Source organism: Nocardia amamiensis NBRC 102102, from assembly GCF_001612745.1.
GTDB classification, from domain to species: domain Bacteria; phylum Actinomycetota; class Actinomycetes; order Mycobacteriales; family Mycobacteriaceae; genus Nocardia; species Nocardia amamiensis.
Genome location: NZ_BDBA01000041.1, coordinates 16,323 through 31,102, shown reverse-complemented (window position 1 = coordinate 31,102; position 14,780 = coordinate 16,323). Strand labels below are relative to the sequence as shown.

Below are 14,780 nucleotides of genomic sequence, written 5' to 3'. Positions count from 1 at the left end.
GTGAGCCGGGCCGCGAACGGTGAATGCTCGGTCTCGCTTCGCTCGAAACCAGGCGTTGGGCCTGGATATTGCGTTTGAGCTGCGAAACCCCCGCTCGGTCCCGACTCGCGCTATACGGCTCAGCCCGGCGTCACGGCTCAGCCAGGCACTACGGCTCAGCCAGGCACAACGAAGGAGCCGCGCGCGGGGACGCCTGCCGCATCGGTGGAGATGGTGACCTCGACCAAGCCCGGCCCGGTGTCCTGGAACAGCGCGTACTGGATGCTGCCGTAGATACCGGTGACCACCGTGTTGTCGTAGCTGCCGGTCGCGCCCGTGGTGACGTTGCGCCAGGCGACGGTCGTGCGCACCTCACACAGCGGTGCGAATGGGTGGCGACCAGGCCCGATGCCCGACACGGGCAGCGCGCGGACGTTGAGAACGGCGCGGCCCGGCCAATCGGGACTGGTGTCGGCCCAGGTGCGGATGGTGGTCCAGCACAGACCACCGTGCGCCAGCGTGGGCACGTCGGGGAATTCGACGGTCGCGGCGTTCGCGTGCGCGCCGGATCCGATCACTAGAGCCATCGCCGATCCGGCCAGAATCGCTGCGGCGCGGGCGATGTTCGGCTGCCTCATGGCAGCGATCCTAAGGGCGCGAGGGCAGGTTTGCCGGTAGCCGGAGGAGGTTGCGTCCGGCGTGCGCGAACTCACAGCTAGTGCGTCTGCAACGATGGGGTCCATGCGCATCGCGGATCATGTCGTGGATCTCATCGGCAACACGCCGCTGGTCCGGTTGAACTCGGTCGTTGGACCGAACGCGGGCCTGGTGGCTGCCAAGATCGAATACCTCAATCCGGGCGGCAGCGCCAAGGACCGGATCGCGGTGAAGATGATCGACGCCGCCGAGAAGTCCGGGCAGCTGCGCCCTGGCGGCACCATCGTCGAGCCGACATCCGGGAACACCGGTGTCGGACTCGCGCTGGTCGCACAGCAGCGCGGCTACAAGTGCGTGTTCGTCTGCCCGGACAAGGTCAGCGAGGACAAGCGCAACGTGCTGCGCGCCTACGGCGCCGATGTCGTGGTCTGCCCGACCGCCGTTCCGCCGGACCACCCGAACAGCTACTACAGCGTCTCCGACCGGCTGGTCCGCGAGATCGACGGTGCGTGGAAGCCCGACCAGTACTCCAACCCGGGCGGCCCGGACAGCCACTACGAGACCACCGGTCCGGAGATCTGGCGCGACACCGACGGCAAGGTCACCCACTTCGTGGCGGGCGTCGGCACCGGCGGCACGATCACCGGCACCGGCCGCTATCTCAAGGAGGTCTCCGGCGGGAAGGTGCAGATCATCGGCGCCGATCCGGAGGGCTCGGTGTACTCCGGCGGCAGCGGGCGGCCGTACCTGGTCGAGGGCGTCGGCGAGGACTTCTGGCCGTCCGCCTACGACCCCGCGGTGCCGGACGAGATCATCGCGGTTTCCGACGCGGACTCCTTCGAGATGACGCGCAGGCTGGCCCGCGAGGAGGGCCTGCTGGTCGGCGGTTCCTGCGGCATGGCGGTGGTCGCCGCCATCGAGGTGGCGCGGCGTGATCCGGACGCGCTGGTGGTGGTGCTGCTGCCCGACGGCGGGCGCGGCTACCTGTCGAAGATCTTCAACGACGAGTGGATGAGCTCCTACGGCTTCCTCCGCGAACGGCTGGACGGCACCGAAGAGCCCTTGGTCGGCGACGTGCTGCGCGGCAAGTCCGGCGAGCTGCCCGACCTGGTGCACACCCATCCGTCCGAGACGCTGCGCGACGCCATCGAGATCCTGCGCGAGTACGGCGTGTCCCAGATGCCGGTGGTCGGCGCCGAGCCACCCGTGATGGCGGGCGAGGTGGCGGGCAGCGTGTCCGAGCGCGATCTGCTGTCGGCGGTCTTCGAAGGCCGGGCGCACCTGACCGATTCGGTGGCCAAGCACATGAGCCCCTCGTTCCCGCTGATCGGCTCGGGCGAGCCCATCTCCGCCGCGACCAAGGCGCTCTCGGACACCGATGCCCTCATGGTGGTCGAGGACGGCAAGCCCGTCGGCGTCATCACCCGCCACGACCTGCTCGGCTTCCTCAGCACCGGCCACATCGGAAAGTAACCGAGAAACCCGGGGTGCACCGGCCGCGCTTCGCCAATATCGCGGCCGGGCATCCCGAGCGCCCTGTGCAGGGCGGTGACTTTCGGCTGTGGAGTTGGCCTAAGCCGGTCGTCTGCTCCGCACCGTTTCCCGCACCCCGCCGGTGATCAGGTCGGTCCATTCGTCGGCGAGTAGAGCCAGCCGGTACCAGGCGGCGTGCACCCTGGCGTCGGAGACCTTTTCGGCGGTGTGCAGCAGGTGGCTGGCGTGCACGTGGGCCGCGGCCATGCGATCGACTGTGGCGCCGAGAGATTCCGCGCGCAGATGGTCGGTCGAGCGCTTGCGGGGGAGCTGGCCGATCACCCACGCGTCGATGGTGGCGACCAATTCCGAACGGCGGCAGTCGATTCCGGCGGCAGCTAGCGGATCGGCGTGCCGCTGCCGGTGCAGCGTTGCCAGTGTCGTTGCCCAGGCGAGCAGGGGGTGGTCGTCGTCCGAGTCGTTCGAATGCCCGCCGAAGGCGGCGACGAGTTCGCGCTGATCCGGCAATGGGCGGACGACGCCGCGCGGGTGCCGCGGCAGGTGGTTGTCACGCACGAACATGGCTGGCTCCCAGTGCATTCGGAACCGACCACCGTGCGCTACGGTCGATTGTCAACGTGTGCATCGTGCACCTCCGATGGAGTGGCGGTGGAGGCATCGCCCATATGCCGGGTCCTCCTTATAAGCTTGAGCACCGCCCTTGGCGTGCCGGTGACGCCCACATGGCACCGAAATGACAAAACGTAACAATGCCTTACCCATGGCGACCCTCACGCCGTGAGCGCTCCCCTTGTCAGCTCAGCTTCGTACGGCGGGCGATCTTCGCACGGGCCGCGAGATGTGCGAGGCCCCTGATCCAGCTTGCGAAGTAGGTCGGCACGGAGTCTGCCCGGCAGGGCATGGTGCTGTCAATTTCCTGCGCACGAAGCGGAATCAAGTTCCAGGCATGCGGGAGCCAGGAATTCGGTGATCGCGCATTGGTTGCATCGAACCGTACGACAAGATCGAAAAATAGAATGGCAATCTATCCGCAAATATGGGATTCGGAGGTTATTCCAGGGGTATAGCCGGGCTGGATACAGCCGTGGCAAATAGCCGCGGTGCCATCGCACAGCGAAGGGATGGAGATGCACACCTCTAGTCTGGCTATCGATTTTCAGGAGGGGTTCTCCGACGCGTGGTCGTCCATTGCCACGTTCGTACCCAAGCTGGTCGGCTTCCTCGTCATCCTGCTCATCGGCTGGCTCATCGCGAAGGCGGTGGAGAAGATCGTCGACAAAGTGCTGGAGCGGGTCGGGTTCGACCGGGCCGTCGAGCGCGGCGGGGTACGGCGAATGCTCGAGCGGAGTAAATACGACGCCTCCGACATCCTGGCGAGGCTTGCGTACTACGCGGTTCTGCTGATCGCCTTGCAAATCGGCTTCGGTGTCTTCGGCCCGAACCCGGTCAGTGACGTGATCGCCGGCATCGTCGCGTGGCTGCCGAGGCTGGCGGTCGCGATCGTCATCGTGGTGGTCGCGGGTGCGATCGCGCACGCGGTGCGCGAAATGGTCGGCAACACGCTCGGCGGCCTGTCCTATGGCCCGATGCTCGCCCGGCTGGCGGCGGTGGCCATCTGGGCCATCGGCATCGTGGCGGCGCTGAACCAGATCGGGGTCGCCACGGCGGTTACCGTGCCGGTTCTCGTCGCGGTGCTCGCGACCGTCGGCGGCATCCTGGTCGTCGGCGTCGGTGGCGGCATGATCCGCCCGATGCAGGAGCGCTGGGAGCGCTGGATCAGCGACCTGGAGCACGAGATTCCGACGGCCAGGGGACATGCCGAGGCCTACCGCCGTGGCCGTGAGGACGCCGCCCGCGAACAGATGATGGTGGATCAGCAGGCAGCGCGCGGCCGGCAGCCCGTCGCCGGCGAAGGGGAATGGGAACAGCAACCCGTTGGTGGGCCCCCACAGGAGGCCGCGCAGGGGCAGCAATGGCAAGAACCTGGCACCCGCGGCGTGCGGCAGCAGCCAGGGCAGGGCGCAACCCCTGGTGGGGCTTATCCGCAGTCAGGTCAGGGTGGGACGCCCAGCGGAGGTTACGGGCAGCCTGGTCAGGGTGGGACTCCTGGTAGGGCCTACCCGCAGTCAGGTCAGGGTGGGACGCCCGGCAGAGGTTACGGGCAGCCTGGTCAGGGTGCGGCGCCCGGCGAAAGTTACCCGGAGCCCGGCCGTGAGCCGACCCCGGGCGGGGGCCGCCCGCAGCCCGGCGGGTACCGGGGTTACCGCGATGAAGGCGACGAGCGGTAGGTCCAGGTCCGCTGGGTGGACAGCGCGTCCGTCGTAGGCACGGCGGACGCGCTCGGCTGCGGCAACTCGCTCAGTGCAGTTGCGGCAGCGCGAGCTCGGTGGGGTTGCGCATGCCGTGCAGGCACACCCCGGCCAGGCGCAGATGGATCCAGTCCGCCTCGGCCCACTCGTGGATATCCTGCGGCACCTTGCGTTCCGTCCCGGGCGCGTCCGGCAAGCGGTTACCGCCGCGTTCAGCAGCACGGTCCGCGCGCACCTGGTCGAGCAATCCGCGCGCGTAACCCGCGAGCAGCACGGTGGGAGGCACGTCCGACGAATCCGCCACGCCGTGCCGGAGGATGTCGCGAACTGCGGCAGCATGCTGATCAAGGACCGCCGAAAGCGCGGGCAGCAGCGCGGCCGCCGCGGCCGCGGGCGCTCCGTGCGTCTGGTGTAGGCGATTCAAAGTCCTGCGCGCCGACGCTTCGATAAAGCTGGGGCCGAGCAAAAACATCACAATATGCTAGCAATTATCCAGCATTTATCAAATTGTGACTTCGGTCCCGGTCCAATGCTCAGTCGAACTTCGCTCAGCAAACTCTCGCTAACGAAAGGTGCTGTCAGCGAAAAGCATTCGAGTCCGTCAAGGCGCGGCCGAGCACCAGCTGATGCACCTCCGCCGTGCCCTCATAGGTGAGCACCGACTCCAGATTGTTCGCGTGGCGCAGCACCGGGTAGTCGAGCGTGATGCCGTTGGCGCCGAGGATGGTGCGGCACTCGCGGGCGATCGCGATGGCCTCGCGCGTGCTGTTCAGCTTGCCCGCGCTCACCTGCTCGGACGTGGCCGCGCCACGGTCTTTCAATCGCCCGATGTGCAGCGCCAGCAGCTGGCCCTTGCCGAACTCCAGCGCCATGTCGGCCAGCTTGGCCTGGGTGAGCTGGTAGGCGGCCAGCGGCTTGTCGAAGACCTCGCGGGTCCTGGCGTACTCGATCGTCGTCGCCAGACAGTCGCGCGCGGCACCGAGCGCGCCGAAGATGATGCCGAAGCGCGCCTCGCTCAGACAGGCGAGCGGCGAGGCGAGTCCGCGTGACCCGGGCAGCACCGCCTCAGCAGGCAGCCGAACATCGTCGAAGTCCAGTTCCGCGGTGATCGAGGCCCGCAGCGACAGCTTGCGGTGCATCTCCCGCGCGGTAAACCCGGGCGTGCCCGCCGGAACCAGGAACCCGCGGATCACCTGCTTGCCCTCGTCCTCGGTCTGCGCCCAGACCACCGCGACATCGGCTACCGATCCGTTGGTGATCCACATCTTGGAGCCGTTCAGCACCCAGTCGGCCCCATCCCGCTTTGCCCTGGTCCGCATGCCGCCAGGGTTGGAGCCGAAATCGGGTTCGGTCAGTCCGAAGCAACCGAGCGCGCGGCCCGCGGCCAGTTCCGGCAGCCACTGCTGCTTCTGCTCTTCGGAGCCGTACTTGTGGATCGCGGTCATCGCCAGCGAACCCTGCACCGAGACCATGCTGCGCACCCCGGAATCGACTGCCTCCAGTTCCTGGCAGGCCAGGCCGTAGGTGGTCGCCGACATGCCCGCGCAGCCGTAGCCGTCCAGATGCATGCCGAGCAGTCCCAGCTTGCCCAGATCCGGTGCGAGCTCACGTGCCGGGAAAGTGCCCGCCTCGAACCATTCCGCGATGTGCGGGCGCAGCCGCTGGGCCGCGAAGCTCGCGACGGTATCGCGGATCTCGCGCTCGTCCTCGGACAGCAGTGCATCGGTGGCGAACAGTTCTTCGACAGTGACCATGGACTCAGCGTAAACGGACCTCGCCCCAATGAGACAGAGCTCACTTGTGTCTCATGTGCCACAAGAATTTCCGATTCGGCCCTGACCTGCACGTAATTCGATCGGCGGGCCCGGCGAGATGCCACGCTGTGCGGCACCCCGGCCGGTTCGTGGCCCGACATTCCCTCCGATGGCCCCACCGGGGGCAATTGCCCGGGAATCGCCTGGTTAGGCTGAGCCCATGAGCGAGCTGGGATTCTCCACACGTGCCGTGCACGCCGGCTTCGAACCCGATCCGCAGACCGGCGCGGTGAATGTGCCCATCTACGCGAGTTCGACGTTCGCCCAGGACGGCGTTGGCGGGTTGCGCGGCGGTTTCGAGTACGCCCGCACCGGTAACCCGACGCGCTCGGTGCTGGAGGCGAACCTCGCCGCGCTGGAATCGGGCCGCTACGGCCGGGCGTTCGCCTCGGGCATGGCTGCGACGGACTGTGCGCTGCGTGCCACGCTGCGGCCCGGCGATCACATCGTCATCCCCGACGACGCCTACGGCGGCACCTTCCGGCTGATCGACAAGGTATTCAGCCAGTGGGGTATCGAGCACTCGCCCGCGCACGTGTTCAACGTCGAGGAGATGCGTGCCGCGATCCGTCCGAACACCAAACTGGTGTGGATCGAGACCCCGACCAATCCGCTGCTGAGCATCGGTGACATCCCCGCGCTGGCCGACGTCGCGCACGCCGCGGGCGCCAAACTGGTGGTGGACAACACCTTCGCGACTCCCTACCTGCAACAGCCGCTGCTGCTCGGCGCCGACATCGTGGTGCACTCCACCACCAAGTACCTCGGTGGCCATTCCGACGTGATCGGTGGCGCGCTGATCACCAACGATCCGGAACTCGACGCGGCATTCGCGTTCCTGCAGAACGGCGCGGGTGCGGTCCCCAGCCCGTTCGACGCCTTCCTCACCCTGCGCGGCACCAAGACCCTCGCGCTGCGGATGGACCGGCACTGCGACAACGCCGAGACCCTCGCGGAATTCCTGTCCCGGCACCCCGCGATCTCCCAGGTGATCTACCCCGGCCTGCCGGAGCACCCGGGCCATGCCGTCGCCCACAAGCAGATGCGGCGATTCGGCGGAATGATCTCGGTGCGCCTGCACGGCGGCCTCGAGGCCGCGCACAAGTTCTGCGCGCGGGCCGAGCTGTTCACCCTCGCCGAATCGTTGGGCGGCGTGGAGTCGCTGATCGAGCATCCGGCCGCGATGACGCACGCGTCCACCGAGGGCTCCGAGCTGGAGGTGCCCGCGGATCTGGTGCGGCTGTCGGTCGGTATCGAGGATGTCAGCGACCTGCTCGCGGACGTCGAACAGGCATTGAGCTAGGTTCACGGACATGACGAAGCGGCCGCACCCGATGATCGGGCGCGGCCGCTCGTGTTCTTGGAAATATCGGCCGGGCAGCGTGCCGCGGCCGCAAGCATCAGCTGTGGTAGGGCTCGGCGCTGATCAACGTGACCTTCATGATGTTGCCGTTGGGCAAGGTGTATTCCCTGGTCTCGCCCACCTTGGCGTCGATGAGCGCGCCGCCGAGCGGGGAGTTCGGCGAGTAGGTCTCCAGCTTGGAATCGCGCAGACCCTCTTCGCGGGTGGCGATCAGGAACGTTTCGGTGTCCGTCTCATCGCCGTCGTAGTAGACCTTGACGACCGACCCGGGAAGCGCCACGCCGGATTTGGTCGGTGCGACGCCGACCTTGGCGTTGTTCAGCAGCTCCTGCAGCTGGCGGATGCGCGCCTCCTGCTGACCCTGCTCCTCACGCGCGGCGTGGTATCCGCCGTTCTCCTTGAGATCGCCTTCTTCGCGGCGTTCGTTGATCTCGGCGGCGATGACCGGACGATTGGCGATGAGCGCGTCGAGTTCGCCCTTGAGCCTGTCGTGCGACTCCGGGGTCAGCCAGGTCACTTGCGTCTCAGTCATCTCGATCACTCCCTAGTAGTTGTTCCCGGCAGGCCGGGATTCCCTGAGCACTGGCGGATACCCACTCGGGAGCGGGCGCGCACCAGTCGACGGCTAGAGCGATCCTGGGAAGTTCATCGAACCCCGACAGGCCCTGGTTGCGGGCAAGCTCGCAAGCCCGAACCGTCAGCGCTGGCCGCCAATGCAGCAAACACGGCTCCGAGCTCCGGAACCGTGTATCACGCCATTTTAGCATGATTCACAAATGTGCAGGTCGGAGTTGATTTCCCGGGCACGTCGGGGGCAAACGCGCGGAAATCAGCCAGCGCGCAGATAACTGGGCACCTGATCACTACACGCGTAGATGCTGCCCGATACCGGTCGCGCCGACGCCCGGACGGTGGTGGTCAGCTCCACCGTTCCACTGCTCGAGGGCTCGACGAGCACCTCGCGGCGGCCTAGTTCGGACCCGTCGCGCGCCATCGCGCGCACGAAGCACACCACCGGCCGCGCGGGGTCCTCGCGCGTGACCTTGAGCCGGATGGTCATGGTCGAGTCGTCCACCACGGTGTAGCCGAGCTGTTCGGCCTCGATGTCGTCCGGGCCGTATTTCTGATAGCCCAGGTAGGCGACGGCGAGCCCGGCGAGCACCACCAGCGCGCCGAGGACCGGCACGATCCAGCGCCGCCGCACCGCGGGCCGCGTTCCGTACCGGTCGGCGGGCGGTCTGCTCGGCGCCGCCTTCGCACCGCCGCCGTTCTCACTCATGTGGTAGTCGCTCCCGGGGGGTACATCGGAACAAAGATGGGTCGAATGGAACTATAGGTAACGAAGCCCCGACACCCGCGAGCGAGAGCGACGGTGAACGAGACGTGAGTGGCCTTCGCCTCATGGCGGTGCATGCCCACCCAGACGACGAATCCAGCAAGGGTGCCGCGACGACCGCGCGTTACGCCGACGAAGGACATGAGGTCCTCGTCGTCACGCTGACCGGCGGAGAACGCGGAAGCATCCTGAACCCGGCCATGGACACCCCCGGCGTCCTGGAGCGGATCCACGAGATCCGCCGTGAGGAGATGGACGCCGCGGCCCGCGCGCTCGGCGTGCGCCAGCACTGGCTCGGTTTCGTCGACTCGGGCCTGCCCGAGGGTGACCCGCTGCCGCCGCTTCCGGAGGGCTGCTTCGCGCTGGTCGAGCTGGAGGAGGCCACCGAGGCGCTGGTCCGCGTGGTGCGCGAGTTCAAGCCGCACGTGATGACCACCTACGACGAGACCGGTGGCTACCCGCACCCCGACCACATCCGCTGCCATGAGGTGTCGATGGCCGCGTTCGAGGCCGCGGGCGACCCTGAGCGCTTCCCCGCCGCGGGCGAGCCGTGGACGCCGCTGAAGCTGTACTACGACCACGGGTTCAACATGCGGCGGATGGAGCTGTTCGCCGCGGAGTACGAGCGTCTCGGCGAACCGTTCCCCCTGCAGGAGTGGCTGGACCGGATGCGCAAGTTCGCCGCCGAGCGCGGTGACGTGGTCTCCCGGATCACTACGCAGATCGAATGCGCCAAGTACTTCCCGCAGCGCGACGACGCGTTGCGCGCGCACGCGACGCAGATCGACCCGAACGGCGCGTTCTTCGCCATTCCGCTGGAAATGCAGCAGCGGCTGTGGCCGACCGAAGAGTTCGAACTGGCCAAGACCAGGGTGAGCACCGCGCTCCCGGAGACCGATCTGTTCGCCGGCATCGAGGACGAGCGGTCGTGACGCTGGTCCTGCTCGCCCAGACGCCCGGCACGCCGACCGGACCGGAGTTCGGCAAGGCCTCGCCGCTCGGGCTCGTCATCGTGCTGATCCTGCTCGCGGGCACCTTCCTGCTGATCCGGTCGATGAACCGGCACATCAAGGGCCTGCCCGCGACCTTCGAGCCCGAGCACCCCGAACCGGACCAAGAGGCGGACGAGGGGACCGAGCACGGCATCACGCGACGCACCGATGAGTCGAAGGGCGCCGACCCCGATGGTCGCGCCGAGCCCAGCTGACCGCCGCGGGCCCGGTGAGCGTTCTGAGTCACCTCCGGTTCATGGCAGCTCGTAATAGGTGCCCCTGCGTTCCCCCAGCTGCTGCAACTTTCCGTCGCTGACGAGCCGTCGGAGGATTCGACCGGCCTGCTCGGGGGAGATGGCGCAGAGTTCCGCCACCTGACTTCGGGTGATTCGTCCATGTGCGGAGACGAAGGCCACGATCATTTGTTCTTGCTGGAGCGGTTCGAAGCCGCGGACGCGGACATACCCGGCCGAGGAGTCGAGTAGGCGGTACACCGCCGCCGACAGGTGCCATGTCCGGCCCCGGCCTTCGCCACGGGCTTCGACCCATCCGCGTTCGACCATGCGGGCCAGCACGTTGCGTGTCTCGGGCTCGGTGCGCTGGGTGAGGGTGGCGAGATCGGCGGTGGTTGCTCGTCGTTCGCGCAGCAGGTCGGACAGGATCTGCAGTTCGGGGAGAGTGAACGGCCGGTCGTGCCGTTCCTGTTCCAGCACCCACTTGGTCATGGCCAGGTTGGCCGGACCGCCAGGGAGAACGGCAACCACCGCCTGTTCGGTCGTCCGCCCGTAGTCGGGCGCGGGTCTGCCGACCCGCAGTTGCTCGGCGAACATCCGGTTGATTCCGCGTCCTGTGCGTTCGACCAGGCCGATGCGCTTGAAGGCGTCCGCGAGTACCGGGCTGCGGGGATGCGGAGGAGCTACAAGCAGGTTGTCCACACGAATGCCTTCGGGGAACCCGCCGGGGCTCGCGATCTCTAACTGCTCGTCGGACCACTGCACATGGACGGCACCGCGGCGGGTGTAGTCGCGGTGGGTCAGCGCGTTCGCCAGTGCCTCACGGAACGCGGTCTCGGAGTAGGCGGGAACCGCCACGCGAAAAAGGCCGAATTGAATCTCTTCCTCGGTGTTACGCGCCCTGAATCGTTGGTACATCTCGTCTGCGAGTCGGAGCAGCGGGTATCGCATGAAATCGTTGACTTCGACCTCGAGTCCCCGCAGCACCTGAAATGCGGCCTCATGCGTCGGCACGTGACGACGAAGTGCGTCCTCCCGGCCGAACAACAACAGGCTGCCGACGCTGATCTCGCTGTCGGCGATCACGAGTCCGAGAGCGCGGGTCAGATCCTTGTCGGACAGGCTGGCGAGAACTCTATCCGCTCGGTCTCCGGACTCCGCGACAATCCGGCGCACCCGCTCGAACTCCAAGGGGTCGAGATCGTCCCAGGCGGCGCCGCGCGCGGGCAGTCGTGCGAAGTCGGCCGCGCCGCGGTCGACCTCCAGTGCGAGCATCTCGTGTGCACGGAGTGGAACACAGGTGGGCCGGCCGTCACCGCCGAGGGCGCGCCGTACGTATTTGCCGCCCTGGGTGCCGACCACCCGGGGGCAGTCGGGAACGTCGATAACGAGGATCTCGAGCTCGTCCAGCGCGGCTACGGTGACCTGACATGCGACCGGCGGCTCGGTTTTGTTGGCGATCAGTGCTTGCAGTCGAACCGGATCGGTGCGGCCGCTCTCATGGCGCGGCTGCGCGCCGGTGACTTGCCCGTCGTCCTCGACGCCGACGAGCAGGACTCCGCCCGCACCGTTCGCGAGACAGACAACTGCTTCGACGAGGTCGCCGTCGCTGAGCTTCTTGCGGTCACTCTTGAACTCGGTCCGGTAGTCCTCACCCGACGACAGCCAGGCACGGATTCGTTGCTCCAGCGAGGCTGGTTCCTGCACGACCGAACTCCTCTGTTATCGATAATTATTCCTCTCGCGGAAGCCTACCGGGCAAGTGTTAGATAATTATCGATAGACGCCGAGCTCAATCCGACCGAGAGTTAGGTGCACCACATGCGGTCGGCGTCGATCTATTTCGCTCCGGGCGGGCGGATGTCTCGGCAAGGGTAGACCGAGGATCAGAATCCGCTGACCGCCTTGTCAGCAGACCGAGACAACGCATAGACCGGAGATCCACCTACGACCACGAGTCGAACATCATGCGGCACAACCCACCCCGACACGCCGCAAACGAATCACAATGACGTGAGACACCGTCTTGATGACCCATGCACCCCGAACCGGACCAGGAGGCCGACGCGAAACCGAGCGCGGTATCACGCACCGAGAAGTCCGAGGACGCGGACCGGACGGTCGCGCCGAGCCGAGCTGAAAACCCCCGCTGAGCTGCGCTCTGTTACTTTTCCGCGCTCTCCTTCGTCAGTGAGGTAGTCGCGGCGCGAACCACGGCCGACAGGCCGAAAGTGGGTTCGTCGCTCGCGTCTCCTTCGATACGAACGTGAGAGTCAGGACAGAGCGATGACATTCGACGAACTGCGTGGTGCGCTGCCGGGCCGTGTGCTGTTGCCCGGTGACGAGGGTTTCGAGAACGCTGCGCGACCGTGGACGCTGACGGTGGTTCAGCCAGTGGCCGCGGTGGTGCACCCCGTCGACGAGTACGACGTCGCGGCCGTCGTCCAGTACGCGCGGGGCGCCGGTGTCCCGGTGGTCACCCAGCCGACTGGGCACGGCGCCGCGGGCGGAGTCGCGGACGCGATTCTGCTGCGCACGGGACAGTTGGACACCATCGAGATCGACCCCGCACGGCGGGTGGCGCGGGTCGGCGCGGGCGCGAGCTGGGGCCGGGTGCAGGCCGCGGCCGGTGCGCACGGGCTGACCGGCCTCGCGGGCAGCAACCCGGCGGTCGGCGTGACGGGTTACACCCTGGGCGGCGGGATGAGCTGGTTCAGCCGCAAGCACGGCTGGGCCTGCGACGCGGTGCGCGCGTTCGAGATCGTCGACGCCGAAGGCCTGCGTCGCCGGGTCACGGCCGAGGACGATCCGGACCTGTTCTGGGCGCTGCGCGGCGGCAGTGGTGATTTCGCGGTGGTCACCGCACTGGAATTCGACCTGTTTCCCGCGCCGGAACTGTTCGGTGGTCGCATCTTGTGGCCCGCGACGCGCATCCACGATGTGTTCGAGGCGTTCCAGGAGATCACCGCGACGGCCCCGGACGAGCTGACCGTCTGGTTCCAGCGCCTCCAGATCCCGGACGCACCGCCCATGGTCGGGCTGGACGCGGTATATCTCGGCGATCCGGACCAGGGCCGCGCCCTGCTCGCTCGGCTCGACGCCATCGGGAATCCGATCATCGACAAGCGCGGGGTTTTCGGGGCCGCCCACATCGGCGCCATCACCGCGGAACCGACCGATCCGAGCCCCTCGCTGTCGCGTGCCGAGCAGCTGACCGAGCTCGGCGACGCCGTTATCAAGACCCTGATCGACGAACCGGTCGCCCCGCTGGCCAACCTGCAGATCCGCCACCTGGGCGGGGCACTGGCCGCACACCGTGCCGATGGCGGTGCGGCCGGCCCGATCGCCGAGCCGTACCTGCTCTACTGCCTCGGTCTCGGGCTTCCGCACCTTGCCGAGGCCGTCAAGGCCCGGCGCACGGCGATAGTCGACGCGCTGAGCGGCCAGATCAGCGGACAGAAGCCGTTCACCTTCCTGACGCCCGACGAAAATGCCTCCGCCGCTTTCGATTCCGCGACGTTGACCCGGCTGCGCGAGATCAAGAGCGCTCGGGACCCGCACGGCGTCATCCGGGGCAACTATCCGGTGCTCGGATAGTCGCTGCGGGCCGGGATGGACGGCTGCGGGTGGCGGGAAAGTGGTCTCGCCCCCGCGCGTCGTCGAAGCGAAGGGCAGAGCGGACTTCGCATTGGACGGTGGTAATGGAGTTGCGGTGCACCCCGTTGTTACCGCTAAGCGCCAGAGTGGCGTAGGGAGCTCGAATTCGGTTGCCGCATTTTGTTTTTCTCGACCCGCACGCGGCTCAATACACTCGCAGCCACTCGAAAGCGCACTACTGGCAACCATTTTGCGCAATATGGTGTTCGCAATACCGCGCGCCGGTCGGTGTCCTGTGTTACCAATTCAGCCAAACCGCTCGACTGAAGGAACACCATGGACAACGTGATCGGACAGATCGACCGTGCACTCGACGCGACCGGCGCGGTCGTCGCCGCTGTGGAAGTGGCCGGCCTGGCGGCGCCGACGCCGTGCCGGGACTGGGATGTGCGCGCCGTGCTCAATCACACCGTCGGCGGCATGCACATCGTCGCCGCCGCGTTGAGTGGCACGGATGCGGGCGCCGAACACGATTCCGACTGGCTCGGCGGTGACCCGCAGGGCGCCTACGCCGCGGCGGCGGAGGTGGATCGCGCCGCGTGGCACCGGCCGGGCGCGCTGGATGGCACAGTGGGCATTTCGCTGGGAGAACTGCCAGGCCATGCGGCGGCGCTGGTGCATCTGACCGAAGTTGTCGTCCACGGTGTCGACATCGCGGTGGCCATCGACCGGCCGGATCTCGCCGACGACGAACTCTGCCGCGAATTGCTCGCCACCATGCGCGCGATGGGCGGGATAGATGCCTTCCGAGCGCGGGGTGCTTTCGGACCGGAAGTCGTTGTCGCCGAGGAAGAACCGGCGCACCGTCGGCTCTTGGGCTATGTCGGGCGCGAGGTGTTGGCCCGGACGCCGTAGCAGGAGCCGACGAACGCTGTCGTCAGCTCATTCTGTCCCTGGACTTCTACCGAAGGCACTAGGGTTGAGCGAGCCGACCATTCGCCCACCG

General features: G+C 67.3%; 14 protein-coding genes. 7 read left to right on the top strand and 7 right to left on the bottom strand.

Annotated features, from left to right (window positions below):
* Positions 1 to 155 precede the first annotated feature (155 nt).
* Positions 156 to 617: a hypothetical protein gene (locus tag NA4_RS10715; RefSeq protein WP_067467919.1), complete on the bottom strand. Its 462-nt coding sequence runs from the start codon at positions 615 to 617 to the stop codon at positions 156 to 158.
* Positions 618 to 720: 103 nt separating this feature from the next.
* On the opposite strand from NA4_RS10715, the gene NA4_RS10710 reads away from it, so the two are divergent.
* A complete protein-coding gene (locus NA4_RS10710; protein WP_067467917.1) occupies positions 721 to 2,109 on the top strand; it encodes a cystathionine beta-synthase in 1,389 nt (462 codons plus the stop codon).
* Between the two features lie 99 nt (positions 2,110 to 2,208).
* On the opposite strand, the gene NA4_RS10705 is transcribed toward NA4_RS10710, so the two are convergent.
* Positions 2,209 to 2,691, bottom strand: coding sequence for a DUF4254 domain-containing protein (locus tag NA4_RS10705; RefSeq protein WP_067468036.1), 483 nt, complete (start codon positions 2,689 to 2,691; stop codon positions 2,209 to 2,211).
* A gap of 566 nt (positions 2,692 to 3,257) precedes the next feature.
* Between NA4_RS10705 and NA4_RS10700 the strand changes: the two genes are divergently transcribed.
* Positions 3,258 to 4,418, top strand: coding sequence for a mechanosensitive ion channel family protein (locus tag NA4_RS10700; protein ID WP_084496971.1), 1,161 nt, complete (start codon positions 3,258 to 3,260; stop codon positions 4,416 to 4,418).
* A 70-nt stretch (positions 4,419 to 4,488) separates the two neighbouring features.
* Here the strand turns inward: NA4_RS10700 and NA4_RS10695 are convergent, their stop codons facing one another.
* Positions 4,489 to 4,911, bottom strand: a complete 423-nt coding sequence (locus NA4_RS10695) for a DUF6401 family natural product biosynthesis protein (protein ID WP_067467914.1) — start codon at positions 4,909 to 4,911, stop codon at positions 4,489 to 4,491.
* 106 nt (positions 4,912 to 5,017) lie between these two features.
* Positions 5,018 to 6,193, bottom strand: coding sequence for an acyl-CoA dehydrogenase family protein (locus tag NA4_RS10690; RefSeq protein ID WP_067467911.1), 1,176 nt, complete (start codon positions 6,191 to 6,193; stop codon positions 5,018 to 5,020).
* Between the two features lie 220 nt (positions 6,194 to 6,413).
* Between NA4_RS10690 and NA4_RS10685 the strand changes: the two genes are divergently transcribed.
* The gene (locus tag NA4_RS10685) at positions 6,414 to 7,556 is read left to right on the top strand and encodes a cystathionine gamma-synthase (protein ID WP_067467908.1); all 1,143 of its coding nucleotides are present in this window, start codon (positions 6,414 to 6,416) and stop codon (positions 7,554 to 7,556) included.
* Between the two features lie 97 nt (positions 7,557 to 7,653).
* Here the strand turns inward: NA4_RS10685 and greA are convergent, their stop codons facing one another.
* Positions 7,654 to 8,148 carry a transcription elongation factor GreA gene (gene greA / locus NA4_RS10680; protein ID WP_067467905.1) on the bottom strand — a complete coding sequence of 165 codons (495 nt, stop codon included), beginning with the start codon at positions 8,146 to 8,148 and terminating at the stop codon, positions 7,654 to 7,656.
* A 297-nt stretch (positions 8,149 to 8,445) separates the two neighbouring features.
* Positions 8,446 to 8,895 carry a DUF4307 domain-containing protein gene (locus tag NA4_RS10675; RefSeq protein ID WP_067467903.1) on the bottom strand — a complete coding sequence of 150 codons (450 nt, stop codon included), beginning with the start codon at positions 8,893 to 8,895 and terminating at the stop codon, positions 8,446 to 8,448.
* Positions 8,896 to 9,017: 122 nt separating this feature from the next.
* Between NA4_RS10675 and mca the strand changes: the two genes are divergently transcribed.
* On the top strand, positions 9,018 to 9,884 hold the full coding sequence (gene mca / locus NA4_RS10670) for a mycothiol conjugate amidase Mca (RefSeq protein WP_157128942.1): 867 nt from the start codon (positions 9,018 to 9,020) through the stop codon (positions 9,882 to 9,884).
* Positions 9,881 to 10,159, top strand: coding sequence for a hypothetical protein (locus tag NA4_RS10665; RefSeq protein WP_067467890.1), 279 nt, complete (start codon positions 9,881 to 9,883; stop codon positions 10,157 to 10,159). The genes mca and NA4_RS10665 overlap by 4 nt, the downstream gene beginning before the upstream one ends.
* Before the next feature lie 39 nt (positions 10,160 to 10,198).
* On the opposite strand, the gene NA4_RS10660 is transcribed toward NA4_RS10665, so the two are convergent.
* A complete protein-coding gene (locus NA4_RS10660) occupies positions 10,199 to 11,884 on the bottom strand; it encodes an ATP-binding protein (RefSeq protein WP_218022283.1) in 1,686 nt (561 codons plus the stop codon).
* A 579-nt stretch (positions 11,885 to 12,463) separates the two neighbouring features.
* Here NA4_RS10660 and NA4_RS10655 point away from each other — a divergent pair.
* Both NA4_RS10655 and NA4_RS10650 read left to right on the top strand, forming a co-directional pair.
* Positions 12,464 to 13,774 (top strand): FAD-binding oxidoreductase, encoded by a 1,311-nt coding sequence (locus tag NA4_RS10655; RefSeq protein ID WP_067467886.1) that lies wholly within the window; start codon positions 12,464 to 12,466, stop codon positions 13,772 to 13,774.
* A gap of 336 nt (positions 13,775 to 14,110) precedes the next feature.
* Positions 14,111 to 14,689: a TIGR03086 family metal-binding protein gene (locus NA4_RS10650; protein WP_067467883.1), complete on the top strand. Its 579-nt coding sequence runs from the start codon at positions 14,111 to 14,113 to the stop codon at positions 14,687 to 14,689.
* The last annotated feature ends 91 nt before the right edge of the window (positions 14,690 to 14,780 follow it).

What these genes read in the sequence shown, in the direction of transcription:
- NA4_RS10685 (WP_067467908.1), top strand. Translation starts at nt 6,414, where the DNA reads ATGAGCGAGCTGGGATTCTCCACACGTGCCGTGCACGCCGGCTTCGAA.
- greA (WP_067467905.1), bottom strand. Translation starts at nt 8,148, where the DNA reads ATGACTGAGACGCAAGTGACCTGGCTGACCCCGGAGTCGCACGACAGG.
- NA4_RS10710 (WP_067467917.1), top strand. Translation starts at nt 721, where the DNA reads ATGCGCATCGCGGATCATGTCGTGGATCTCATCGGCAACACGCCGCTG.
- NA4_RS10655 (WP_067467886.1), top strand. Translation starts at nt 12,464, where the DNA reads ATGACATTCGACGAACTGCGTGGTGCGCTGCCGGGCCGTGTGCTGTTG.
- NA4_RS10705 (WP_067468036.1), bottom strand. Translation starts at nt 2,691, where the DNA reads ATGTTCGTGCGTGACAACCACCTGCCGCGGCACCCGCGCGGCGTCGTC.
- NA4_RS10695 (WP_067467914.1), bottom strand. Translation starts at nt 4,911, where the DNA reads ATGTTTTTGCTCGGCCCCAGCTTTATCGAAGCGTCGGCGCGCAGGACT.
- NA4_RS10650 (WP_067467883.1), top strand. Translation starts at nt 14,111, where the DNA reads ATGGACAACGTGATCGGACAGATCGACCGTGCACTCGACGCGACCGGC.
- NA4_RS10715 (WP_067467919.1), bottom strand. Translation starts at nt 617, where the DNA reads ATGAGGCAGCCGAACATCGCCCGCGCCGCAGCGATTCTGGCCGGATCG.
- NA4_RS10675 (WP_067467903.1), bottom strand. Translation starts at nt 8,895, where the DNA reads ATGAGTGAGAACGGCGGCGGTGCGAAGGCGGCGCCGAGCAGACCGCCC.
- NA4_RS10690 (WP_067467911.1), bottom strand. Translation starts at nt 6,193, where the DNA reads ATGGTCACTGTCGAAGAACTGTTCGCCACCGATGCACTGCTGTCCGAG.
- NA4_RS10700 (WP_084496971.1), top strand. Translation starts at nt 3,258, where the DNA reads ATGCACACCTCTAGTCTGGCTATCGATTTTCAGGAGGGGTTCTCCGAC.
- mca (WP_157128942.1), top strand. Translation starts at nt 9,018, where the DNA reads ATGGCGGTGCATGCCCACCCAGACGACGAATCCAGCAAGGGTGCCGCG.